Annotated in this window: 23 protein-coding genes and 1 tRNA gene; 8 read left to right on the top strand and 16 right to left on the bottom strand. The window is 40.0% G+C overall.

Translation table 11 applies throughout. The annotated features are described in order from the left end of the window. Positions 1-18 precede the first annotated feature (18 nt). The 13 genes from KTO63_RS14025 to thrA form a co-directional block, all read right to left on the bottom strand. A complete protein-coding gene (locus KTO63_RS14025) occupies positions 19-648 on the bottom strand; it encodes a hypothetical protein (RefSeq protein WP_217791955.1) in 630 nt (209 codons plus the stop codon). Continuing rightward, the gene (locus KTO63_RS14020) at positions 638-1150 is read right to left on the bottom strand and encodes an RNA polymerase sigma factor (RefSeq protein WP_217791954.1); all 513 of its coding nucleotides are present in this window, start codon (positions 1148-1150) and stop codon (positions 638-640) included. Before KTO63_RS14020 ends, KTO63_RS14025 begins: the two co-directional genes overlap by 11 nt. A gap of 29 nt (positions 1151-1179) precedes the next feature. Next, the gene (locus KTO63_RS14015) at positions 1180-1464 is read right to left on the bottom strand and encodes a hypothetical protein (protein WP_217791953.1); all 285 of its coding nucleotides are present in this window, start codon (positions 1462-1464) and stop codon (positions 1180-1182) included. Positions 1465-1626: 162 nt separating this feature from the next. Next, on the bottom strand, positions 1627-1860 hold the full coding sequence (locus KTO63_RS14010) for a hypothetical protein (protein ID WP_217791952.1): 234 nt from the start codon (positions 1858-1860) through the stop codon (positions 1627-1629). A gap of 87 nt (positions 1861-1947) precedes the next feature. Continuing rightward, a complete protein-coding gene (locus KTO63_RS14005) occupies positions 1948-2751 on the bottom strand; it encodes a hypothetical protein (RefSeq protein WP_217791951.1) in 804 nt (267 codons plus the stop codon). A 226-nt stretch (positions 2752-2977) separates the two neighbouring features. Next, positions 2978-3406 (bottom strand): hypothetical protein, encoded by a 429-nt coding sequence (locus tag KTO63_RS14000; protein WP_217791950.1) that lies wholly within the window; start codon positions 3404-3406, stop codon positions 2978-2980. A gap of 383 nt (positions 3407-3789) precedes the next feature. Beyond that, positions 3790-4446 (bottom strand): DUF4760 domain-containing protein, encoded by a 657-nt coding sequence (locus KTO63_RS13995; RefSeq protein WP_217791949.1) that lies wholly within the window; start codon positions 4444-4446, stop codon positions 3790-3792. 132 nt (positions 4447-4578) lie between these two features. Next, positions 4579-5208, bottom strand: a complete 630-nt coding sequence (locus tag KTO63_RS13990) for a hypothetical protein (RefSeq protein WP_217791948.1) — start codon at positions 5206-5208, stop codon at positions 4579-4581. 325 nt (positions 5209-5533) lie between these two features. Continuing rightward, a tRNA-Met gene (locus tag KTO63_RS13985) sits at positions 5534-5607 on the bottom strand. 310 nt (positions 5608-5917) lie between these two features. Continuing rightward, positions 5918-7171 carry a pyridoxal phosphate-dependent aminotransferase gene (locus KTO63_RS13980; RefSeq protein ID WP_232373176.1) on the bottom strand — a complete coding sequence of 418 codons (1254 nt, stop codon included), beginning with the start codon at positions 7169-7171 and terminating at the stop codon, positions 5918-5920. A gap of 143 nt (positions 7172-7314) precedes the next feature. Continuing rightward, entirely contained in the window at positions 7315-8601 is a 1287-nt protein-coding gene (gene thrC, locus KTO63_RS13975) for a threonine synthase (protein WP_217791947.1), read from the bottom strand. A 142-nt stretch (positions 8602-8743) separates the two neighbouring features. Then, on the bottom strand, positions 8744-9709 hold the full coding sequence (locus KTO63_RS13970; RefSeq protein WP_217791946.1) for a homoserine kinase: 966 nt from the start codon (positions 9707-9709) through the stop codon (positions 8744-8746). Between the two features lie 135 nt (positions 9710-9844). Then, a complete protein-coding gene (gene thrA / locus KTO63_RS13965; RefSeq protein WP_217791945.1) occupies positions 9845-12286 on the bottom strand; it encodes a bifunctional aspartate kinase/homoserine dehydrogenase I in 2442 nt (813 codons plus the stop codon). Positions 12287-13121: 835 nt separating this feature from the next. Between thrA and KTO63_RS13960 the strand changes: the two genes are divergently transcribed. Further along, the gene (locus KTO63_RS13960; RefSeq protein WP_217791944.1) at positions 13122-13547 is read left to right on the top strand and encodes a hypothetical protein; all 426 of its coding nucleotides are present in this window, start codon (positions 13122-13124) and stop codon (positions 13545-13547) included. 153 nt (positions 13548-13700) lie between these two features. On the opposite strand, the gene KTO63_RS13955 is transcribed toward KTO63_RS13960, so the two are convergent. Both KTO63_RS13955 and surE read right to left on the bottom strand, forming a co-directional pair. Next, the gene (locus tag KTO63_RS13955; protein WP_217791943.1) at positions 13701-14015 is read right to left on the bottom strand and encodes a hypothetical protein; all 315 of its coding nucleotides are present in this window, start codon (positions 14013-14015) and stop codon (positions 13701-13703) included. Continuing rightward, positions 14000-14821: a 5'/3'-nucleotidase SurE gene (gene surE, locus KTO63_RS13950; protein ID WP_217791942.1), complete on the bottom strand. Its 822-nt coding sequence runs from the start codon at positions 14819-14821 to the stop codon at positions 14000-14002. Before surE ends, KTO63_RS13955 begins: the two co-directional genes overlap by 16 nt. 369 nt (positions 14822-15190) lie before the next feature. Here surE and KTO63_RS13945 point away from each other — a divergent pair, with 369 nt between their 5' ends. Continuing rightward, positions 15191-15940: an XRE family transcriptional regulator gene (locus tag KTO63_RS13945; protein WP_217791941.1), complete on the top strand. Its 750-nt coding sequence runs from the start codon at positions 15191-15193 to the stop codon at positions 15938-15940. A 134-nt stretch (positions 15941-16074) separates the two neighbouring features. Beyond that, positions 16075-16479, top strand: a complete 405-nt coding sequence (locus KTO63_RS13940; RefSeq protein WP_217791940.1) for a nucleoside 2-deoxyribosyltransferase — start codon at positions 16075-16077, stop codon at positions 16477-16479. 110 nt (positions 16480-16589) lie between these two features. Here KTO63_RS13940 and KTO63_RS13935 read toward each other — a convergent pair whose 3' ends face one another. After that, on the bottom strand, positions 16590-16937 hold the full coding sequence (locus KTO63_RS13935; RefSeq protein ID WP_217791939.1) for a hypothetical protein: 348 nt from the start codon (positions 16935-16937) through the stop codon (positions 16590-16592). Positions 16938-17159: 222 nt separating this feature from the next. Between KTO63_RS13935 and KTO63_RS13930 the strand changes: the two genes are divergently transcribed. The 5 genes from KTO63_RS13930 (at position 17160) to KTO63_RS13910 (ending at position 25470) form a co-directional block, all read left to right on the top strand. Further along, complete coding sequence (locus tag KTO63_RS13930) at positions 17160-18263, top strand: AI-2E family transporter (RefSeq protein WP_217791938.1); 1104 nt, start codon at positions 17160-17162, stop codon at positions 18261-18263. Between the two features lie 66 nt (positions 18264-18329). Continuing rightward, entirely contained in the window at positions 18330-18932 is a 603-nt protein-coding gene (locus KTO63_RS13925) for an RNA polymerase sigma factor (protein ID WP_217791937.1), read from the top strand. 105 nt (positions 18933-19037) lie between these two features. Further along, positions 19038-20159, top strand: coding sequence for a FecR family protein (locus KTO63_RS13920; RefSeq protein ID WP_217791936.1), 1122 nt, complete (start codon positions 19038-19040; stop codon positions 20157-20159). A 280-nt stretch (positions 20160-20439) separates the two neighbouring features. Continuing rightward, entirely contained in the window at positions 20440-23922 is a 3483-nt protein-coding gene (locus tag KTO63_RS13915; RefSeq protein WP_217791935.1) for a SusC/RagA family TonB-linked outer membrane protein, read from the top strand. Positions 23923-23949: 27 nt separating this feature from the next. Then, a complete protein-coding gene (locus KTO63_RS13910; RefSeq protein WP_217791934.1) occupies positions 23950-25470 on the top strand; it encodes a RagB/SusD family nutrient uptake outer membrane protein in 1521 nt (506 codons plus the stop codon). The last annotated feature ends 148 nt before the right edge of the window (positions 25471-25618 follow it).

Below are 25618 nucleotides of genomic sequence, written 5' to 3'. Positions count from 1 at the left end.
ACTCCTAACTCCTAATTCTTAGTTGTCCTCCTCCAAATCATTCATCACTTGTTTCAACTCCCTCAAATACCGACCATACTGCCAGTTAATATGCATTTTGGAAAGATAGTAACTGAGCAACTGCGCAAAGATTATTATGATGCCGGTAATAAGTAATGGTTTTATTTGCACAATTGATCCGGCATAGAATGTTTGTTTGAGTAATTGGCCGACTCTGTCTGTATTTAGATATGCTACACAAGTCAGGATGCCGATGGGCATTGAACAAAATGAGTATGTTTTATACCGCTCAATGTTGAGCTCCAGATCATAAGCAATCTTGCGAATGTTTTTGCGCAAACTCAAATCAGATCTTTCTAACTGTTTGTAAAAAATATAGCAGTGGTAACAGAAGTAAATGGTTTGCATTAACAAAATAAGACAAGCTGTTCCTCCAATTAAAAAAGATAAATAAGGCTTGGACAAAATGAAAAAGGCCAGGAATATAAAAAAGTAAGACAGTCCAAGACCGAAAAATTCTCTTCTCATATTTATTTTCAGCCTGTCGATGGTAGACCTTGTTTTGTCAAGCGGCACTTTCTTTGTGTCAAGCGGAACATCTTTTGAAATGTCGTCCGCCCATTCATTTTTTAAGTCATCAAAATTCATAACCCAATGTTTTAATGATGTATTTAATTTTTTCTTTGGTACGGTTCAGGCGCACTCGAACGTTTACTGATGAAATGCCCAATATGCCTGCAATCTCATCACCTGACTGTCCCTGCATGTAAAGGAAAATAAGCGCCTTCTCTACTTTGTTCAACTGTTGAACTGCTTTGTAAAAAACAGCAAGTTGTTCTTCTTTTTCTTTTACGGTGCGCAGCTCATCCGGAAGATCGTGATACGGGTCAAGGCTTGAAGTGTAGTGTTGTTTTTCTTTTCTAAAATAACTGATGGCGGTATTAAAAGCCACGCGGTACATCCATGAGCTAAACTGACTTTCGCCGCGAAATGAATCGTACGATCGCCATAATTGTAAAATCATTTCCTGAAGCAGATCTTGCTGGTCCTCTTTTTTATCCTGATAGATGCGGCATATCTTATAAAGAATGCCTTTGTGTGTTTCTATCAGTTGAAGAAAGCAGGTCTGTTTATCGTTGCGGGTATTCAATTAAAGGATTGAAAGGTTAAGGAAAATGGCTAGCGGTTGTGAAGATTACTTGCTTCAAACTCGTCAATCTTTGTTTGCCAAAAGGTGTATTGTTCGTCATCGCTATTTTCGTTTATCCATTCGCCCTCCAGTGTTTTAAACAATATACATTTTTTGCACTGGTCAATAATTACAACATAGCCTTTTCGTTTTTCCGTGTGCCACCATTTTCCGGACAATATATTACGAAGGCTAAGAAACTGCTTTTCTTTTACTATTCCGAAACGAACATCAGCAAAAACATTGTTTGGTAAGTTAATTACAAAGTGCCCCATGTTCCTTGTTTTATTGGTAAGTAGGAGGCAGGAAATATTTGTTACAGGAAATAACAGAATTTTTTTGAACGGAGAGCTTAAACATGAAAGACCCGACAGGCTCGAACGAACCAATCAGGTCTTTGCAAATATGCTGGCATTTATTCCTTGTTATAAAGTCGCTCAGTTGCTAATGCCTCCAATTTCCGAAACAGAAATTACGACAGAAGCTATTCCGCCATCTTCCACATTCCACAGGACAGAACTTACAGACCATTCCTTGGCACGGACATCATCATGTAAACGGTCCTCGATGTTTTTGATCCCTTTGAAAGATACACGATCGCCTTGTGAGGGAATGATGTTCAGCAGCGCTTTTATTACCTGGCTATTGGGAAAACGAAATTCAACGTTCATGGCATTTGTTTTATTCAGGTCTGTAAAACACGTGCCAACGCAAATAGTTGAGGTAGAAATGGAGAGCACTGTTAAGAAGGAGCGCCTTTATTTGGCAATAACGTAAGTTATTTTTTGGGAAGTTTCCTGCCCATTAATAGTGGTGTGTATTAATAAAGGGAAGCCATTTTGATTCATTTCGTAAACCACTTCGCCGGTTTCCACGTAAGTTTCTTTGCGGCCGCTTTCTTCGGAAACTGTTTTCCGGTTAAAACCCGAAATATTCTTAATGATGTAGGAAACAAACAGAGGCTTCGATTCCAGGAACCACAAAGGGGCGTTTACACACCTGAGCATAGCGCTGTCCATTGTATATGTAGAGCGGGTCGTTATCGATTGACTAAAGGAGCTGTTTACAAAGGAGGAACCGATTTGATTTCCATAGTTGTCGTATGTGTATTCGGTTTCTCCGTCTGCATCTTCAGCTTTCGCTAAGTGTTTGTTGCCGTTCAATGTAAGCGTGGTTACAGACTTATTGGCAGGGTTGTGCTTTAGCCATGTGGTTGTTTCGGTAATAGTGCGGTCGTTATAACTGTATACCGATTCGTAGCTTTCGCCTCCAAATGGGGATGATGCCATTATTAGCCTGTTGTTGTCATCGTAGGTGTATGTGATTGTGTCTCCATGAATCACTCCGAGGTAATCTTTGTAGAATTTCTTACATGAAATAATTCTGTTGAGGTTATCATATTCAATTTTTATGGAGTCGTTTGACACTGAGTTATCAACGATTGAAGAAGGAAGTAATCGCGTGCTATCCAGAGTTGGAATTTTGTCGAAGAAAAGCTCTTTCTGACAGGAGGAAAAAGTGATAATAGTAGCAATGCCAATAAACAATAATAACCTCATCATTTTACACGGGTTGGGGTAGTACAATAGAAAATACTCGGAATTTTTCAGATAAGGAGGTATCAAGTTCTTAACAGGAACTAGAGAGTCTCTTGGTTTAGGTCTTCAAGATAGAAAGATTTTTCACAATTTTTGTTAAAGCTCCGACAACAAAAGAGCCTGAAACTTAATATTCGATCAAATTTCGGGCTTCGTTTAAGTTTACAGATTCGTGGCGAAGCCGAAGCTGCTAGAGTTTTACACCAACACCTAGCGCATATCCAAAATTTGTATATCGTCTGGGATCGTTGTCTCCTTTATTTTCAAAGGCAATATTTGAATTGTATTGCAGGCAAGATGCATGCACAAAAATGCCATTTGTATTGCAGAGTTTAAACATTGCGCCGAGTGACAGATCCAGGAAAGCGCCGGATTTGTGATCTGTTGGAACGTCTGCTTTGCCGACGTAGGCCGTAGTTCCTATCTTGCCGGACACATAGGCATTGACTTTATTTTTTGTCTCAATGTAACAAAGCTCAAAGAATACCGGCATGTTGCCAGAACCGTAAGAAACTGGTTTAAAATATCCTGTGCCGATCCCAATGCCGGCGCCGTTTTTAAATTTGCCGCCAAATGAACCGAATATGCCAGTATTTATATCTGTCTTGGCAAACTTCATTACTTGCGGGTTGACAGTAGCATAAAATTTTATTGGTGACTGGGCTTTGACGAAACAAAATGAGATTAGAGCTAGTGCTGCGAGGGTTAGTTTTTTCATATGGTCATTTTTAGGGTAACTTTGAATAAGCCACATCGCCTTGAAAACGATTCTAAATCCTTGTTTGTTTACAAAGTTTGCTCATTTGTTGGCAGATTGAAAGCATGAATCTCTATGTACAGCATTAAAAAAGAGGCCGAAGCCTCTTCATTTTATAATTTATACTTTTTTACCATCCAGCGTCAAAAGATTTAATGCAAGTTCCTTTCATAACTATGTTTTTTGGTAAGGGTAAATCGCTATGTTTTATTAATAACGAATGTAGAATAAAAATGTTGTAAATATCATTCCGCGGCCCATTTTTGGGCCAATTTTGTGAAGTGCTCCCAGCTTGTCGGGGTCTTATTTAGCTTTCGCTTGTATTCAATGAAAAAGTTGTAATCATGATAATAGCTGATGATCAATGATTTAAAGAATTTTTTACTAAAGCATTCATCAATTATGCCTTGATCTATTCCAATGGCTAAGCATTCAAAATAATTAAAAATAGACACCAGGGCGAATCTGCCTATTTCATCTTTTTCAAGAAGATCAAAGAACTCCTGGGCTTTATTTTGATTGATTAAATGCTGATGTGTTTCAAACAGGGCCTTTGTTCCCTTCAAATTTTCAACCATTTGCGGCTTATTAAATTCGCACGCAACATTAAAGGAGAGAGAATCTTTTGATGATTTCATGTCTCTATGATTCTTCCTATACGTATTTTCATAATTCAAAATATTATAGAAAATCCCAATAAAAATTGATCCTCCCGTAACAACCAAAGAGAAGTTTTTCAACTTATCTACTTCATTAGATTGTTTCCAAACAATTAAGCCTATAATCACGCTTGTACAAAGCATAAGCATCACCACAACAAGGCGATAATAAAATACAAATTGGATTACCGCATTTACTTTGGGTTCTACCTTGGGTACCTGGTAGGGTAAAGAATTTTGCATTCGTTATGTGTTTGATTGGGTCTATTTGGGTTAGTTTTTATCTTGAAAATGATGTAATATTTGGACTACGATAGCTGCTAAAGTTATCGATTCAGCTATCATTTGCAGCTTCACTCTGAAGCAGGGAGAAGATTATTTAGGTGCCCAAAACGCTGTAGACGATTTGAATTTATCCTTTTTTGTGTCGGTTATTGATTTGACTTCTTTAATAAAAAACTCATTGTCCAGATAGAATTCCTGATCGCTAAATGACTCAGTAAAAGACATCACTAGATAGTTTCTGAATTTAAGAGGAGAGTTATCATATGAATAATTGCCAACCTTTGGCGCTGTCTGTGTTTTCGGAACTATTGTGTAGATGTGGCTTGTTATTGACGCTTTTGGCGGAACAACGCCAATTCGTTCTTTACGAATAGATTTTGATTTTCCAGAAGCCGTGCTAAATCCGTAATAATAAGAGGACGTGCCTGTCGAAACAGTATTTGTTTCGTCTTTCCAATAACTCATCATTTTATTATTTGGTAGAAAGGCGGATTTTTTCCAATCAAAGTATAGAGGCTTATTTGTGTTATTGATGATCTCAAAATTCATTCCGCCGCCGCTGGCCCAGAAATCATATTTCACACTCACAGTATCATTGGAAAAAATGAAAGTGTTATTTTTATTGGCAACATTGGTTGAATCAACCGTAACTAATTTGATTCTTGTACATGCACTGAATACGAGGACAACTACAAGCAATGAAATTGCACTTTTTTTCATACGATTTATTTGAGGGGTTAAAATTGATTTTAGGAAGGTTATTCTAAGTTCCTATTTGGGTTATCTGCAAAGGCAACTATCCTTCAGGAGTATCATGATCTTTTTATCTCGGTGATTTTGCTCTCTCAATTCCAATGAAGAAAGGGCTACACCGGCAAAAAATATTGCTTTTTTCATATGGTGTGTTCGATGTTCTATTACGAATTGTAAGGGTTATAGGCTATTCATCTTTCAATATAAAAATATTTTGCTAATTCGTGTTGTTATCAAGCCTGATATAATAAAAAAGCCTGAAATTCAATACATGATCAAATTTCAGGCTTTGTAGCGAGGAGCGGACTTGAACCGCCGACCTTCGGGTTATGAATCCGATGCTCTAACCAGCTGAGCTACCTCGCCAAGTGGGCGGCAAAAATAGAGAAACGAAACTAAACAGAAAAACTATTTTAAAATATTTTTTAAAAAAATACCCTCTGTAGAAACAGAGGGCCTTCAACGATTGCTTGCCATATGAAAAAATTGTAAGCTCGTTAGTTTTGGTTGTGAAACTAGTTGTATTAAATAAATAATATATTTATGGTTTACTTCTTCTTTCTTGATGCAATTTAAATGAAAAGCATTTAAAATAACGTATATTATTTATCTTAATGTTAAGTGTCGAATTCTTTAAAATATTAAATAATTGATTTTCAATATTTTAATTTCAATGTTAATTTAATGTTACCTGTTTTGAGTATTCTTCCAGCGCTTTTTCTAAGCAGTCCATCGCCGCGTTTATATCATCAACATTCAAAACATAGGCCAAACGAACCTCTTGCTGACCCAAACCTGGCGTTTCATAAAATCCGGAACCTGGGGCAAGCATTAAGGTTTTATTGTTATATGAAAACGATTCTAACAACCACTGGCAAAATTTATCTGCATTGTCAATCGGCAGTTTTGCCATCGCATAAAATGCGCCACCGGGATTTGGGCAAACCACACCAGGCATTTTATTGAGTCGGCTCACCAGAGCATCTCTTCTTTTCTGGTACTCGTTTTTTGTAGCATCGAAATAATTTTCCGGAAGGTCCATCAACGCCTCTGCACCAATTTGTCCGAAACCGGGAGGGCTTAGTCTTGCCTGTGCAAATTTCATAGCCGCATCCAATACTTGCTGGTTGCGGGTGATGAATGCCCCCAGTCTTGCGCCGCAAGCGCTGTATCTTTTGCTGATGGAGTCCAGCAGGATAACATGCTCTTCCATGCCGGTAAGATTCATGGCGCTGAAATGTTTACCAGAGTAGCAAAATTCGCGGTATGCTTCATCGGAGAAAAGGAACAAGTTATGTTTAAGGCAAATGGATTTTAATGTTTCCATTTCTTCTTTGCTGTATAAATAGCCTGTCGGGTTATTTGGATTGCAAATAAGAATAGCCTTTGTTTTTGGAGTGATCGCATTTTCAAAAGCTTCCATTGACGGCAGTGCGAAGCTGTTCTCAATATGCGATGTAATTGGCTTTACCACTACGTTTGCTGCGATAGCAAATCCGTAATAGTTTGCATAGAATGGCTCTGGCATGATGATTTCATCGCCCGCATCCAGGCAACACATGATGCCAAAGAATATCGCTTCAGATGCACCGGTTGTAATGATGATCTGGTTGTAATCGATGTCAATATTTACACGCTTATAATACGCCGCCATTTTTTTGCGATAGCTTTCGTTGCCTGCACTATGGCTGTATTCCAACACCTTGAAATGCGCATTGCGTATGGCTTCCATCATTACCGGCGGTGTTTCGATATCCGGCTGACCGATGTTAAGGTGGTAGATATGTGTGCCCTTTGCTTTTGCAGCTTCTGCATACGGTACAAGTTTGCGTATGGGAGAAGCAGGCATGTTCTGGCCGCGATCGCTAATTGTAAGCATATTGTTGATTGTTATGTGCCCTTGCTCTTCAGAAAGGAATTTTTGTAACATTTGGTTATTGTTTTTCACCACTAAGACACTAAGAACACTAAGCCTCACTAAGAAGGCTTTAAGTGTTTAAAGGCTTATGATAGTTTATAAAGAAGCTTAGTGTTACTTAGTGCACTTAGTGCCTTAGTGGTAACCTTCGCGTTCTATCTTTTTTCAAGAAACTCCACCAGTTCTTTATAATCCGGTTTCATCTTCACTGTTTTCTTAGGTCCGTTTGCGGGAACATCCATGTTGATTTTTTCGCCGGTTATTTTTTCCACGCTGTCGCTGAATTTAACAGGGTGAGCGGTTTCAAGAATAAATCCTTTATCAGATGAATGTTGTTGCAAATAATGTTCTAATGATATATAGCCAACGGCACCATGCGGATCAAGTAAGTATTTGTCTGTTGCATACACTTTTTTAATCGTTGCTACTGTGTCATCATCGTTGATGCTGGTGCTGCTGATCTTCTCTTTCAGGTCAGTAAACTTGTGTTGGAACAATTCCAGTATTCTTACAAAGTTACTTGGACTTCCCACATCCATTGCGTTTGATAAAGTTGCAACGGCCTGGCGCGGCTCGTATTTTTCTGTTTGCAGGAATCTTGTCACCACATCATTTGCATTGCATGCCGCGATAAAATGTTTAACGGGCAAGCCTGATTTATGTGCCAGTAAGCCTGCACAAATGTTGCCAAAGTTTCCGCTCGGAACGCTGATCACCGGCGGATTCTTTTTATCTGCCCATTGTTTCCACGCAAAGAAATAATAGAATTGTTGTGGCAGCCATCTTGCAACGTTGATTGAGTTTGCAGAAGTTAAAAATAATTTTTTAGTAAGATCATCATCTGCGAAAGCTTGTTTAACCAAAGCCTGGCAATCATCAAAGTTGCCACTGATTTCCAGTGCATGGATGTTTTTACCAAGTGTTGTCATTTGTTTTTCCTGCACCTCACTCACTTTGCCGGAAGGGTATAGAATCACGACTTCAACGCCCGGAACATCATAAAATCCATTCGCTACTGCACCTCCGGTATCGCCTGATGTAGCAACGAGAACGGTTACTTTTTCAGAACGCTCTTTGGAAAAATATCCAAGACAGCGGCTCATGAATCTTGCGCCGATGTCTTTGAATGCAAGTGTAGGGCCGTGGAATAATTCCAATGAAGAAATGTTGCTGTTGATATTTACCAACGGCAAAGGAAAATCAATTGTTTCCTTTACAATTCTTCTCAACTCATTTTCCTGAATGGTATTGCCCACATAAGGCGCGATTACTTTGTAAGCAATTTCTTCATTGCTTATGTTCTCGATATTGTTGAAGAAATCTGCATCCAGTACAGGAATTCTTTCAGGAAAATACAATCCTTTGTCTGGCGCCTGCCCCAGTATGGTAGCGGTTTTAAAATCTACGTTTGGGGCTTTTTTATTGAGAGAAAAATAGTTCATTTCAATTAAGAATTAGGAATTAAGAATTAAGAATTCGGCAAGACGAATTAATAATTAATAATTAATAATTAAGAGGTTCTGCACTTTTATGAATTGTAAACAAGCTTTGAGTGTGGCCCTGTTAATTATTAATTATTAATTATTAATTCCCAATAGCTTTCACTCCCTCGTTGTTTATCGTCGTCACATACGTATAGTACTCAATGCCGATTTTTTCATAAATGTCTTTCATTACGACTTCTACGGCTTTGGCTTCTGCTTCGTTTTTGCTGAGCATGAAGATGGAAGGGCCGGAGCCGGAGATTCCACCCCCTAAAGCGCCCGCTTCTTTGCTTTGTGCCTTTACATCATCAAAGCCTGGAATTAGAATACTGCGCACAGGTTCGATAATTACATCTTCCAAAGAACGGCCGATCAATTCATAATCGCTTTTGATGAAGCCAGCAACCAGTCCGGCTATATTTCCCCACTGTTTGATGGCGTCTTTTAAAAGAACTTGTTTCTTTAAAATTTGCCTCGCATCAGAAGTTTTTACTTCTATCTGCGGATGCACCAATGTTACGTACATCGGTGGCGCAGGAATGGAAATGATATCCAGCGGATGAATGGCGCGGATCAATGTAATGCCGCCATAAATGCAAGGTGCAATGTTGTCTGCGTGCTTTACGCCAGACGCTAACTTTTCACCAAACATGGCCATCTGTACAAGATCTTCATTGCTGAAATAATTGCCAAGCAATTTATTGGCTGCAACTACGGGGCCGGCTGCACTGGCGGCGCTGGAGCCTATGCCGCTGCCGGGTTTTATGTGTTTTGTAACCGTCAGTTCGAATCCGAATTTGTTGTCCAGTTTGTCCATCATAGCAAGGAGTGCTACGCCGCAAACATTCTTTTCGGGTTCAAGTGGCAGGTTGTAGTTGTCTTTGTGATGAATGATCACTTTGGGTTCTTCAATGATCTTTATCTCCATTTCATCACAAGGCTCATTCAGTGCAAGACCAAGAATATCGAAGCCGCAAACAAGGTTGGCTACAGTGCCCGGTGCATGCACTTTAATACTGTCGCCGGGTTTCGCTGTTGCTTGTTTTGTTTCGTTGTTAGTGGACATGTTGTATGTTGATCGTTTATGTGTCGTTTAAAATTGAATCTTTCTTTATGGTCGTTATGTACGGTGTGTGAAATTCGTTAGAGTGTAACAATATAGTGTATATCGTACATTGTACTTCTAACATCGTACATCTTTCTACACGGCTCTCAATATATCTGCAAACACACCAGACGCCGTTACTTCCGCACCTGCGCCGGCACCTTTTACAACCAGTGGTTGAGAAGGGTAGCGGTTGGTGTAAAATAATACGATGTTGTCCTTGCCGTATAAATGATAGAGATCGTGTTGCTCGTTTATATGTTGCAAACCAACAGAAGCTTTGCCGTTTTCAAACTTCGCAACGAATTTCAGTTTGCATTTTTGTGCAGCCGCTTCGTCGTACAATTTTTTGAAATGCGCTTCATGTTTTTTCAACTCTTCATAGAAAGCAGGAACATCGCCTTCCATGCAGGATGCAGGCAAGAACACGTCGTTGCTGATGTCTTCCATTTCTATTTTCTCGCCAGATTCGCGTGCCAAGATCATGATCTTACGCATTACATCGGTGCCGCTTAAATCAAGGCGTGGATCTGGTTCTGTGTAGCCCTCGTCCTGCGCTTGTTTTACCACCTCTGCAAAGGGACGTGAGCCATCATAATTGTTAAACACAAAGTTCAAAGTACCGCTCAATACAGCTTCTATTTTTTTGATGGTATCGCCACTTCTTCTTAGATCATTTAGCGTGCCAATTACCGGAAGACCCGCGCCAACGTTGGTTTCGAACAGGAAGGAAACATTGTATTCCCTTGCAAGGTCTTTTAATTTTTTATAATTCTGGTAGCGTGATGAACAAGCTATTTTGTTACAGGCAACAACAGATACACTGCTTTGTAACAATTGATCGTACACTGTAGCCACAGTTTCATTGGCAGTGATATCAACGAATATAGAGTTGCGCAGGTTGTTGTTTTTTATCTGGTCAACAAATTGCTGCAGATTGCTTTTTTCTCCTTCGCTTAAAAGTTCCTGCCAGTTGCCAAGGTCAATGCCTTCTGAGCGAACAAGCATTTTTTTGCTGGTAGCCAAACCTGCTACTTTCAGTTGAACACGTAAATGTTCCTGCAAGAATGCAGCTTGTTGTTGTAATTGAGCGAGCAATTTACCGCCAACATTTCCTGTGCCTGCTATAAATAAGTTGATTTGTTTGTAAGTGGTTTCAAAGAAATCTTCGTGCAATACGTTGATTGCTTTGCGAACATCTTTCGCGGCAATAACAGCAGAGATATTTCTTTCTGAAGAGCCTTGGGCGATTGCTCTCACGCTCACACCGTTACGGCCAAGTGTTCCAAACATTTTTCCACTGATGCCCGGATGGCTGCGCATGTGATCGCCCACCACTGCAACGATTGCTAAATCTTTTTCGACAGTAACAGGTTCGAGTACTCTTAATTTTATTTCATAATCAAATTGTCTGTCAACAGCTTCTTTTGCTTTGTCAGCATCAAAAGTGTTGAGCGCAACGCTTATTGAATGTTCAGATGAACTTTGAGTGATGAGGATGACGTTGATCTTTTCATTTGACAACGACTCGAACAAACGTTTTGAAAAGCCCGGTATTCCTATCATTCCGCTGCCTTCGAGGCTTAGCAATGCAATGTTGTTCATGCTTGAGATACCACGTATCAGGCTTCCGTTTTCAAGCGGAGCTGTTTCTATCAATGTCCCGAAATCTTCAGGCGCGAAAGTGTTTTTTACCCATGTTGGAATTTGCTTAGTCATCACTGGCTGTATGGTTGGCGGGTAAATAACTTTTGCTCCAAAATGGGAAAGTTCCATTGCCTCCTGGTAGGAGATGTGCGGAATGTTTTTCGCATTGGCAACAAGGCGTGGATCAGCTGTCATCATACCGCTAACGTCTGTCCATATTTGTAACGCGTCCGCGCTTAGCGCAGCAGCAAAGATTGCCGCAGTATAGTCGGAGCCGCCGCGACCAAGTGTGGTGCCGGCACCGTGTTTATTAGAGGAGATGAAACCGGGTGTTACAAATAGTTTAGCAAGGTTGTCTTTGCTGTTGAAAAATTTGTGTACGCGGTTGTTTGTTTCTTCGAAATCAACTTTTGCAGAACCGAAGTTGTCGTCGGTAACAATCAGCTCGCGACTGTCTTTCCATGTGCAGAAAGTATGTTGCTGAAAAGCGTGAGCAATGATCTGTGAAGAAAGCAATTCTCCAAAGCTTACTATTTTATCCTTAGTGCGTGAAGACAATTCGCCAAGCAGGAAAACGCCAGTGCAAACATCTTCCAGCTCATTGCAGGTTTTTTTAACAAGGCTCAGAATGCTGCTTTGTTGCGTAACGGGAATCAGTGACTTCACTGTTTCGAGGTGACGTGTTTCAATTTTTTGCAACACTTCTTTGTAGCCTTCGTCACCGTTGGCAGCTTTCGCACCGCAATCCAGCAAAGTGTCCGTAATACCACCCAAAGCTGAAACTACCACAATTGTTGAATCTTGTTTACCGGCCTGTAATACGATTGATATGACCTTTTGTATGTTTACGGCGTTTGCTACGGAGGAGCCACCGAATTTTAAAACCTGCATAAGTTTAGTAATGATATTTTGGGAAAATAGATTAGAACAGAATGATTGAGCTTTTCAAGCGAGATACAGCATGTGCCCATTGGATAATATGAATATGTACAACCCTTAACGGGTTGCAATAATGGCAATAGTAGTGGCCGCTGCAGTTGCAGTCAGCGCAGAAGATGTAATATGTAAATTTAATTGTGCCATTTTCAATGAGATCGCTAAGGTAATTTACAAATCTGAAATAACAAGCGTTAGTTTTAGCTTTTTTTTTGATTTTCCTAAGTAAACTTGAATTTGGTCTAAAAAAAGCAATTAATAATTAATAATTAAGAATTAATAGGGCATGCCGCAAAAAGATGGCTTAACACACTAAATTCTTGCGGGAGAAAAATTCATTCAATAAGATTATGCTAATTTAATTCAGCGATTTTAGCCAACAGAAAAGAATCTAGCGAGCATAGAAAGAGTGCTACATAAATCGCGCTGCCACACCCTATTAATTCTTAATTATTAATTATTAATTGTCGCATGAACATGCCAGTTATACAACGCAAAACCTAACGCCCGTTAGCTCCTTAACACAAACTTCATTGTAAAAAAATTTGGATTTTCAAATTACGGTTATATCTTTGTGTCATATTAGTAAAGCAATTCAAATAGCAAATACAAAACGCTAAGCTTTACATACACACTGTCCTCTTTCGATTTTTTCCTTTGCCATCACGGTTGTTTGCTTTTCTTTAATGTTATTGCTTGCACATTACAATTCAGCTTGTTATACTTTTCTTTTGTTTGCTCGCCTATGGAATCAACGTAGTTTTTTTTATTCACTATTAATATTACAATTATGAAAGCAAACAAAATCACATTCGGAACACTGTTGTTAGGCGCATTTTTAACTGTTAGCGTTGTAACTCCAGCACAATTGTTTGCTGCCAATGAAAAACCGGTTGTAAAATCTGAAAAAGAGAAAAAACAATCGGCGGATGTAAAAGTTACTTACCTGGGTACTAAAGACGATTATCTGTATTTTGATATCGAAGTATCTCAGCCCGATTTGCAAAAAGCCACTATTTATATCAAAGACGGTTACGGTGTTGATCTTTACACTGATGCAGTAAATGCAGGCACTTACAACAAAAAAGTGAAGATCTACAAAGATGAAGTGAGCAAATTACAGTTTGTATTGGCTTCTAAAAATGAAACTGTAAAAAAATACTTTGACATCGACGTAGCTTACGCGATCAATGTAACAGAAACTGCGAAATTGTAATTCTTACATTTAGCAGATACAAAAAGGCCGCACATTGTGCGGCTTTTTTATTGGGGAGTTGTTAGTTGATGGTTGTTAGTTGTTAGACTTCAGTTTTGACTAGTCGTCATTTAATGCCTAACAACTATAAACTAACAACTAACAACTTTCTTGCTATTTCACCAGCTTTATCAACAACACGGCAATTCCATAAATCAACGTACTGATGAAAATTCCTTTGGCGGTTTTGTCTTTTTGTGTATTTACATAAACCGTAAAGAAAATAGCATTCGCGATGAGGCTGATGCTGCTTACTCCGGTTAAAAGGGATTTGTTTGTTTTTAAGTAATAGAAATATTCCGAAAGGTTAATTTGCTTTGAAAGCATAATGGCGTAATAGATGTACATCGCTGCAAGTGGAGCGATGGCGCCAAGGATAAGGCCCAGTTTTATATTGTCTTTTCTAAACATTACTATTTTTGTTTCCACGATTTTTCAAGTTTGCTCTTTAGAACGTAATTGGTCAGATCAAATTGTACAGGGACCACACTTACGTAATTATTTTCCAGCGCCCACACGTCCGTATCGCGACCTTTATCGAAGTTTTGGAACTCGCCGGTGAGCCAGTAATACTTCCTGGAATGCGGATCCATTCTTTCAAGGAAGCTTTCTTCGTATTTCGCGTACGCCTGGCGGCAAATTTTCATTCCCTTGATCAGCGACTCCGGAACGGCCGGGATGTTTACGTTTAAAAGAGAATGTTTGTCCAGTTTCTTTTTTAGCATCAACTCTGTAATGATCCGGACATATTTTTTTGCGCCTGCAAAATCTGCTTCGATGCTATAATCCAGCAGGGAAAAACCTGCGGAAGGAATGCTTTCAATAGCCGCTTCCATGGCCGCACTCATGGTACCAGAGTAGATCACATTGATAGAGTGATTGGCTCCGTGGTTGATGCCGCTCAAACAAAGGTCAGGCTTGCGATGCAGGATTTTATCCACCGCCAGTTTTACGCAATCAACCGGTGTGCCTGTACACTGATAAGCCTCTATTCCTTCGAAGATATTGACAGCACTTAAACGAAGTGGGTGACCAATTGTAATGGCGTGTCCCATTCCACTCTGCGCTTTGTCCGGCGCCACAACAACGATATGTCCAAGGTCTTTAACTGATTCTATAAGGTTTCTGATACCCGGCGCTGTAACTCCATCATCATTGGTGATAAGTATGATAGGTTTGTCTTTTTTCTTAGCTGCTTTGACTGCTTTCTTAGCTACTTTAACTGCTTTAGCCATACTGAAATGATTCATTGTTTAGGCGAAAGAAATTCAGGGATAAGTGTGACGAAAAGGTGATTTTTCTGATGCCCGGAATTTCTTTCGGCAATTGTGTATTGTAAAAATCACGAATATTATAACGTTGGCAAAATTTAGATTAGTGTGCGCTTATGTGAAAATGTACGAAGTACGATGTACGTGTACGAAAGTCGTTCGGATGCGTATTGCTAAAGTATTTCGTACTCCATACTTCGTGCCTCGTAAATAAAGCCGGGCTTCGAACGTGCATGTAGGAGAGGAAATTTGAATTTCGAAGTGCAAAAAATCCTATTATAAAATTTCATTTTGTTAAAAAGTTTAGTATTTTAGCTGCTAAAATTATTAGTCATGTCGTTTGCGGGAAAAAATTTAAAGTACCTACGTAAGCTACGGGGCTGGACACAGGAAGAATTCGCGTTAAAACTTAAGATCAAAAGGTCTTTGCTCGGTGCATACGAAGAAGAGCGTGCAGAGCCACGTATAGAAGTGCTTGAACTCGTTAGTAATATTTTCAAGACATCACTTGATGAATTATTGCTGAAAGATCTGGGCGATACCAAGGGCAGTTATATTGCCAAGCGCCGTGCTCAAAAGCTTTCAATGCCTACGCAGGATATTGCGTTTGTACCTGTAAAAGCAGTTGCCGGCTACCTTGCGGGTTATGGTGATCCTGAGTTTATCGACGAGTTAAATACTTTCACTTTACCAATGCTTGCTCCCGGTAAGTACAGGGCATTTGAAATTGTAGGTGATTCTATGTTGCCAACGCCAAGCGGTTCGGTGATTGTAGGGGAGAAGATCGAAGATCTCGACGACGTTAAAAACAGCAATACTTACATCGTTATTTCACGACAGGAAGGAGTGGTGTATAAAAGGATCATGCGCAGCAATCGCAACAAAGCTAAAATGACGTTGATCAGCGATAATCCAACGTACCAACCATACAATGTGAATGCGGAAGATATTCTTGAAGTATGGCAGGCGCAAATGATCATCTCCAAAGCCAACACACAACAACGTTGGGATGTGAATCAACTGGCATCTTTGGTGAACAATCTGCAAGAGCAGGTAAGTACGTTGAAGAAGAAGATCAATTAAGCACGCTGTTGAACGCAGAACGCAGAACGCCTAACGCCTAACGCAAAACGCAGAGTGCTTCATTAAGCGTTAGGCGTTCTGCGTTTAGCTTTCCACGTTGGTCAATTATTCAATAATTATTTAAACCTTTCCTAATGGTCGCATATATTTCAGTGAGTCTGCATAAAAGAAGTCTTCTAAAAAACCAGTTGTCTGCAATTAGTGAAACACTGACGACGTTTGGCATCGAGCCGTTGATATTTGTCGATAAATACAAGTTCGATTTATCCAGGGAAAAAGATATGATGGCGCAGGCAATGACAGACATTGATAATGCTGATATTCTTATTGCAGAAGCATCCACAAAAGCAATTGGCGTGGGTGTTGAAGTGGGATATGCAAAAGCAAAAAATAAACCGGTGATCTATATCAGGCATCATGATGCAGATCATTCAACAACTATTTCCGGCATGAGTGATTTTAACATTGTATATGTGAATACCGAGGATTTGCAGAAGAAGCTGATGGAGGTGGTGAGTGAGAATTTTGTGATAGCTTGAAATAATAACTGAATAACTGAATAAACTGAATAACTGAGTGGTTCATATACTTAGTTCACAATAACGTTCAACCACTCAGTTATTCGGTTAATCAGTTATTCAGTTTCTTGTCACAGCTCAAACGTCAATTGCTCCTCTCTGTTCTTTTCCGGTATCGCCCGGATAAAATTATCATAGCCTTCTTCATCGTCATGACTGCTATACACGCCATAGGCATCGAGGCTGTAGCCTATCAATCCGTCTTTCGCTTCAATAATGTATAGAATAGATGAATCAGCAGGGTCTGTTGAACCCTCAAAACGATAAGTCTTAATAATCTGTAATTCATCCGGTTGATAATTCTTTCCCTTTCCGGAATGAAAACCTTCCGGGCTCCAGCGGAACTCATTGTCCCATTTTTTCAATCTCAATTTTTCCAATATATAGCTGAGTGTGATCATTTCGTTTGGTGCTTCCATGGTGAGGTTTTGGATATGGGTGCAAATGTTGTACCGCGCAGGAATTAATAATTAATAATTAGTAATTAATAGTGTGACATTTCATTACTTGGTGTTACGCTTTAAGATTCAATTGGCGTGTAATCCGCATTCAGTTAGGGTACGCCCTATTAATTACTAATTATTAATTATTAATTCCGCTCCGCGGAACGATTTTTTCATCCGCGTCCTAAATTCCCCACCATGGACCAAATAAAGCTTCCTTTGTACGTTAAACTAAGCCTTGTATCTCTATTGCTCGCACTGTGGTTGTATGGATTATTTATTGGGCAGTATTTGTTACTGCCTTTGGGTTTTGCAGTGCTGATCTCCATTCTGTTGCGCCCGGTTGAGGCGCGTTTGATGAAATGGAAAGTTCCAAGAGTGCCTGCAATTCTTTTAAGCATATTGATTGCGATCATTGTGCTGGGTGGTGTGATGTTTTTTATTTCATCGCAAGTGCAAAACTTTATCCAGGATCTTCCTACCATTAAGAAGAACATCAACACGCTTGTAACGCAGGTACAGCAATGGGTACGTCAGCAGCTGCATGTGTCACAACATCAGCAACAACAGGTAGTGGCACAGGCAAAAGAGAAAGCAACAGGAGAGATAGGAACCGTAGCCGGTGGGGCTTTGAGCATCATTGGTTCATCGTTGAGCAACATCACACTCATACCAATTTATACTTTTCTCTTCATGTATTACAGGGAATTGTTGCGCACATTTGTGATAAGATTGTTTCACAAAAAGCATAATGATAAAGTGGTTGAAGTGATCAGCGAAGTGCGATTTATTATTCAACATTATATTGCAGGATTATTGCTGGAGAACTCGTGTGTAGCGGTTTTGAACGCAATTGGTTTGTTTATTATCGGTGCACCATATGCTATATTGCTTTCCATTGTTGGCGCGATTTTAAATTTGATTCCTTACATCGGAGGGTTGATTGCTGTGTTCCTCATTTCATTCATAACGTATACAAACACAGGTGAAGTTTCGAAGCTTATTTGGTCAGTTGTGATATTTTTAGTCGTTCAATTTATCGACAACAATTTCATTTATCCGCGAATTATAGGATCGAAAGTAAAACTCAATGCACTCGTTTGCATAGTGGGTGTAATCGTTGCCGGATCGCTTGCAGGCATAGGTGGAATGTTCCTGAGTATCCCTTTTATTGCGATTTGTAAAACAATTTTTGATCGGGTAGATGAGCTGAAACCGTGGGGAATGTTGCTGGGAGACGATTTCGCGGCTTTGCACGAACCAAGGAAAAGAAGGAAAATTGAAGAGCAGGATAAAAACTAGAAAATTAGATTTGGCAAATTCATTTTCTTTTTTATAAGTTTGTTAACAGAACGAAACAATAACTGCTTGCTTAAATATTCCAACGATACACTTGTCGCCCTTTGGAACGACTTCCGTAATGGTAGTTCCACTGCCTTCAGTTCTATTATCAAATGGTACTATAAAGATCTATTCAGATATGGTTGCAAATTTACCCAGGATGAGCATCTGGTAAAGGATTGCATCCAAAACGTTTTTCTTTCTCTCTGGAAAAATCATGCTACAATTGGTGAAACTGAACATGTAAAATTTTATCTGCTTACATGTCTTCGTCGCGACATTGCGAAGGAGTTGAAGAAAGGCAAAACAGAAATCTCTTACGATAATTTTTCTTCAGAAAGCTTTTTTGATCTTGGCCTTAACGCAGAAAATCGTTTGGTTGACCGAGAAAAATCTGTAGAGCTTGCCAAAAAGATAAAAGAAACTTTAAAGTCTCTTTCCAAAAGACAACAGGAAATTATTTACCTCCGTTTTTACATGAATGCCGATGCAGACAAGATCGCAGAAATTATGGAAATCAACCATCAGTCTGTGTACAATCTCCTGCACGATGCATTGAAAAAATTAAAAACAGTGTCAGAAAAGTTCATTATTTGTCTGATGTTTTTATTGACAATCAGTGGTTTATAACTGGCTTTAACTTTTTTTTAAAATTCTCTCAAAAAGTTCAGTAGAAAATTCCCCTTCACTCGCTTTATGTAAGTGTGTAATGAATGTAAACACACAATGGCTGCAATGCGAAACAACCCTTACAAGACAATAGGAGATTTTATAGCTGATACATCTTTCAGAGATTGGATATTGCATACAGATCCTGCAGCTGAAGTTTTTTGGCACAACTGGTCACACATGAATCCCACAAAACAGGATTTGATGGAAAACGCCAAAGAATTGTTGTACATTCTCAAAACCAGCGGAAAAAGTATTTCTGACGAAGAGATTGAGATTGAAATTGAAAAGATACTTTCTGCCATTAAGGAGGACCCTTCTTTAGCCGACAACCAAACCTCAATCAGTCCAAACAGGACCGTTATTTTTTTCAAGCGCAATTGGTGGAAAGTGGCTGCAGCAGCGGTTGTTGCAGTTGTTGGAGTGTGGACCATGAATGTGTCGCACAAAGTTGCTGCTGTTAAAGAAAGCAGTTATGAAACTTTTACTGTTGCGGTAAAAAAAACGGCTGATGAATTTGTGAACACTACAGATTCCACGCAAAGAATCAAACTGTCAGACGGCTCAACGGTAATGCTTTCGCCCAAAAGCAAATTTGTTTACTCAGGTACCACGTCTGAAAAAAGAGAAATCTATCTGGATGGCGAGGCTATTTTTGATGTAGCTAAAAACCCCTCAAGACCTTTTATCGTTTATACGAACGACTTAGTAACAAAAGTATTGGGAACTACTTTTTGGGTGAAGGCTTACGCCTATAAGAAGTTCACGCTTGTTTCAGTAAAGACTGGAAAGGTGTCTGTGTTTAAGAAAAATTTATTTTCTGAGAAACATGACGCAACGCCTTATGAGCTGGGGGGATTGGTGGTTACGCCGAACCAAATGGTAATACTGGACGAAGAAAAAATTCTGCGTAAAAAAATTACAGATAAGCCAGATGTTTTACCGGCTCCTAAAACAATCACTTTCCAATTTGATTCGACTCCTATAAAACAGGTTTTTGCAGCCATGCAGGAAGCATACGGCATCAATATCGTGTTTGACGAAGAAACAGTTGCCAACTGTTCTTTATCTGCAAACATGGGTAGTGAAACATTTTATGAAAAGCTAAATCTTATTTGTCGCTCCATTAACGCAACCTACGAGATCATTGATGGTAGCGTGGTTATAAATACAGGTGGTTGCCACTAGTTATGAGTTTTGAGTTGTGTTGATTACTTAATTCCAGACTTGGTAAATCGTTACACATTTCAATTTTGAAACACTTTATAGATAGAGAATAGACAGGATTTAATTCACGTTAAGGCCCGGGTTAGAAGCAAGACATTTTCAGTAAAAAGTCATATGAAAAACAAAAGCCGGTAATGTTGCGAGCACTACCAGCTTTGTCAAAATAATTCCCTTGAAAGGTTTTTAAGCAGACTTTAAAGGGATGTTTACCTATTAAATAACAGTTAAACGGTTGCAATTTATGAAAAAATTGACTCATCCAATTGCTTTAGCCATTATGAGAATCTCCCTTATTCAGTTTTTTTTGGTGGTCGGCGTATTTTGTAGTTACGCCAAGACTTCAGAAGGGCAGAATGTTCTTGATAAAAAGGTGTCTTTGCACCTGAAAAATGAAAAAATCAAGAATGTGCTTTCAGAACTGGAGAAGATTTCGGATGTAAAATTTGTTTACAGTCCGGAAATTATCCGTTCTTCCACGAAAGTGAATGTAGACGCCAGCGGCAAAAAGCTGGACCTGGTGCTACAGGAGCTCCTTAACCCTTTGGAAGTAAAATACGAACTCCAAAAAATGCAAAACAGCTACATCGTACTTAGCAAAGTAATGACTGTAGGCGGCAATGTGAAATACATTGTTGAAAATAAGCCCGTTATTGACACTTCCATTCACGCTACCGGCGTTGTAAGAGACCCTAGTGGCACACCTTTGCAAGGTGTTACAGTTTCAGTGAAAGGTACTAACATCGCAACAATGACAAATGCGACTGGTGCTTTTTCCTTGCATGTTCCCCAGAAAAGTGCAGTTCTGCGTTTTAGCTATGCGGGCATGGAGCCATTCGAAATGGCCGCTGGTAGCGGATTAAGTGTCGGTTTAAAACAAAGTACCAAAACCATCGACGAAGTAGTGGTGGTTGGTTACGGCCAACAAAGGAAGGGCCTGGTAACCGGCGCTATTTCACAGGTTAAAAGCGAGCAGATCGCTACCGTTTCATCTACACGTATTGAGCAAGCTTTACAAGGTAGAACTCCGGGCGTAAACGTCCTGCCTGCATCTGGTTCTCCGGGTAATGCCATGAAAGTGCGTATCCGTGGTACAGGTTCCAACCTCGCTGCAGATCCTCTTTACATTGTTGACGGAATGCGTGCTGGCGGGTTAGAATATCTTGATCCAACAGAAATCTCTTCTTTCGATATCTTGAAGGATGCAGCATCGGCCGCTATTTACGGAGCCGAAGGTGCTAATGGCGTAATAGTGGTAACAACTAAAACAGGTAAAAGGAGCGGTCCTCCGGAAGTGAATTTTGCAATGCAGTACGGCCAGCAATCACTAGGCAATAAAATGCAAATGATGAATTCTGCGCAATATGCTGATTACATGAAAACATCCGGAACTAATATGGGTAACCCGTTGCCAACTACCCCGGGTCCAAGCACTGACTGGCTGGATCAAATATTTCAAACAGCCCCAATACAGCGTTATGGTTTGAACATGAGCGGAGGTACAGAAAAAACCACTTACTGGGTTGGCGGTACATACTTCAATCAGCTGGGTATTGTAGGTGGTAACAAAGCAAGCTTTGACCGCTATACTTTCAGGATAAATACCGATAGCAGGTTGAAAAAATGGTTGAACATAGGCGAACGCGTTTCTTACTCAAACTTTACAAGAAAGGGTGTAACGGAAGACTCTGAATTTGGATCAGTAATTGACAATGCCATCATGCTGGACCCAATTACTCCCGTTGTGTATAACAGCGAGGCCGATTATACAGATTATTTCAAAACAACACTTACTCAAAGTACTCCTTCCGGCACGCCGATAGTGGACTTGCTGAGAAAGGATCCTTCGGGAAAATACTACGGCATTTCTCCATATGTAAAAGGAGAAATAGGTAATCCGATGGCGCAGATGGATATCACACATACGCAGACAAATCAAAATAAAATTGTAGGTAGTGCATTTGTTGATATCGAGCCATTCGCAGGATTTAAGTTTACTTCACGTTTTGGTATCGACGCTGCGTTCCAAAGAATTCATGCATGGGCACCTACTTTCTGGTGGTCATCTGAAAGATTAAATGAATCTCCTACTACTGCAGACAGAACTGACCAATGGTTCAACTGGCAGTGGGAAAACTTTGCTACTTATACCAGAAAAATCGGTGATCATAATTTAAGCGTATTGGCAGGTACTTCTGCACTGAAAAGAAAATATGATTATCTGGCAGGAACAACTTCAGGAATGTTCAGAGAAACAGATGAATTCAGCTATCCGGACAATATTCCTGATGACCAGGATAAAGTAAATGGTTTCGAAACTATCAGCACATTATCTTCTTATTACGGAAGATTGTCTTACGACTACAAAAACAAATACCTGTTAACAGCTGCATTTCGTCGTGACGGTTCTTCTATGTTGGCTCCGGGACACCAATGGGGTAACTTTCCATCTGTTTCCGCAGGTTGGGTTATTTCTAATGAAGACTTTTACAACGGCGCATTGTCAGATCACCTGAACTATGCTAAACTTCGCGGAAGCTGGGGCAGAAACGGTAGTTTATCAAACCTTTCTCCGGGACAGTGGCTTGGCGCTATCTCAACTACAGATGTAACAGGCGCTGGTATTCAGTATCCTGATGCCACAGGACATTTCCTTATCGGAGCTGCACCTACAACAAACTCAAATCCTGAGCTTACCTGGGAAACCAGTGAGCAAACTGATATCGGGTTGGATCTTAGCTTCCTTAACAGTCGCTTGAATTTTAGCGTGGATTATTATAAGAAGAAAACAAAGAATCTGATTATGCCTGGCCAGGGTGCAATACCAACGGTGTTGGGCGCACCGGTTCAGTTTATCAACAGTGGTAACATTGAGAACCGTGGATGGGAATTCGATTTAGGTGTGAAAAGCAGAAATGATCAGGCTTTGAAATGGGAAGTAAATGCAAACTTCTCTACACTTCACAATGAAGTAACCGAGGTGAACCCTAATTTCAGCATCATACAGGGAACAGGTGTGGGTACAGGTTGGACAGCTACAATGTTCCAGAAAGGACAGCCTGTATGGTATTTTAGTGGATATAAAACAGATGGCATATTCCAGAACCAGAGCCAGATAGATGCGTATTTGCAGAAAACAGGGATTACAGGTTATAAACCAAAACCGGGCGATCCTATTGTAGTGGATGTAAATGCAGACAAACAAATCAGCCAGGCTGATCAAACATACATTGGAACGCCGCATCCTAAATTCATGTATGGTTTCCGTCTCAATCTTAATTACAAAGGATTTGACTTCATCGGATTTATTCAGGGTCAGAATGGAAACAACATCCTGATGGGCTTTAACCGTTTCGACCGTCCGACAGCCAATAAACCTGAATTTTTCTACACTGATCGTTGGACAAAAGACGGCAGCACCAACTCATGGTTTGCTCCGAATACTTCTAACGATAAGATATACAACAGTGACAAAATGATCTTCAATGGTTCTTATGCACGTATTCGTCAATTACAATTGGGTTACACACTGCCTCAAAACGTATTGGAAAAAATGCATTTCAAGAACCTGAGAGTATATGTGTCTCTTGATGACTTTTTCACTTTCACAAAATATCCTGGTCTTGATCCGGAAGCTGGTAGTAACAATAATAATAGTCTTGGTATAGACAGAGGTGTTTATCCAATACCAAGAAAAGTACTAGGAGGCTTATCGCTTACTTTTTAATTATTTAACCTACCAAAACATTACGCAATGAAAAATACATTTTTAAAATATACATTGATAGCGGGAACCGCTGTAATGCTGACCGCTGGTTGTTCTAAAAGCTTTTTAGATCAGCCAATAAATGGAAAACTTTCTGAGGACCAGTTTTATACTACAGAAAAGGATGCGACCATGGCTGTAACCGGCGTGTATAATGCGATGCAATATGAGTATTATACTGCATGGACAAGTATGTACATGCTCAAGACTTTACCTTCGGACGAAAGCAATGCGGCAGGTAGCGGATCCGGCGACCAGGCACAATATCAGCAAATTGACCAGTTTACGCTGGATGCCCAAAACTCTGGTGTGCTTGCCGGCTGGAGAACCTGCTATTATACCATCTTCAGGGCCAATAAGGTGATCAATAAAACAAAACCCACCAGCGCTAATCTTAAGCAATTGGTTGCAGAAGCTAAAACCATAAGAGCCTACTGCTATCTTGACCTCGTGACATTGTGGGGTGATGTGCCTTTGATTACAGCAGACGTTAGTGTGTCTGATATTCCTAATCTTAAAAGAGCGCCTAAAGCTGATATATATGCGTTAATACAAAAGGATTTGAATGAAGCAATTCCTGATATCAAAGCAAAGAGTGCTTATCCGGCTTCGGACAAATTCAGGGTGTCGAAAGGAACAGCGCAGGCAATATTGGGTAAAGCTTTGTTATACCAACAAAAATGGGCAGACGCTGCAACTCAGTTCGACAACGTTATCAATTCAGGTGAATATGATTTGGGTAACTCCCTACAAGAAGTTTTTTCCAAACAAGGCGAATTTGGTACTGAATCAATTTTTGAAGTATCATTCAGCTCTGGTAAAAACTACGACTGGGGTAATTTCCCCTGGGGCAACATACCACAAGCCAATATCCATGTTCAGCTAATGGGACCTCGTAGTGATTACTATACGAAAGCACCAACTGACTCCTTGTTGGGTGGTTGGGGGTTCAACTCTCCTAAAAAAGGAATGAACGATGCGTTTGTTGCGGCTGGTGACGTGCAAAGAAGAAAAGCAACGCTGATGAGCGAAGCTGAATTGACCACTGCCGGTGGCAAATGGACAGCCCCAACTGCTTATGAATACGAAGGCTTCTTTCAAAGAAAATACGGAACCTACAGTGCGCAGACCGTTTCATCTGGCATAGCTGAACTTAACTACGGTACAAACTGGCGCTATATCCGTTTTGCCGACGTTCTGTTAATGGACGCAGAAGCATACAACAAAGCAGGTAACGACGGTGCAGCAAAAACTGCATTGAACAGACTTCGCGTAAAAAGAGGTTTGCCTGCTGTCGCAACTTCGGGGGATGCATTGTTTCAGGACATTGTAAAAGAAAGGCAATTGGAACTCGCATTTGAAGGCTTTAGATTTATAGACCTGGTGAGATGGGGTATGGCGGATAAAGTTCTTGGACCTTTAGGTTTCGTAAAGGGAAAGCATGAGTTAATGCCAATTCCTGACGCTGACGTAAAGACAGCAAAACTTGGTCAAAATCCTAATTACTAAGTTTTATAACATTACTCATAACAAACAGGATAAAAAAGGAAGGGCTTGCAGCAATGCAGGCCTTTTTCAATTCAGATTTGGATTTGTTTGATTAAGAGATTATTGGATTTTATTCTTGTGCTTTGACATCCGTGATTATTTCAATACT

Source organism: Pinibacter aurantiacus (genome assembly GCF_019130065.1).
Taxonomy (GTDB): Bacteria; Bacteroidota; Bacteroidia; order Chitinophagales; family Chitinophagaceae; genus Pinibacter; species Pinibacter aurantiacus.
The sequence above is the reverse complement of the archived record's forward strand: the minus strand, read 5'-3'. Positions and strand labels throughout refer to the sequence as shown.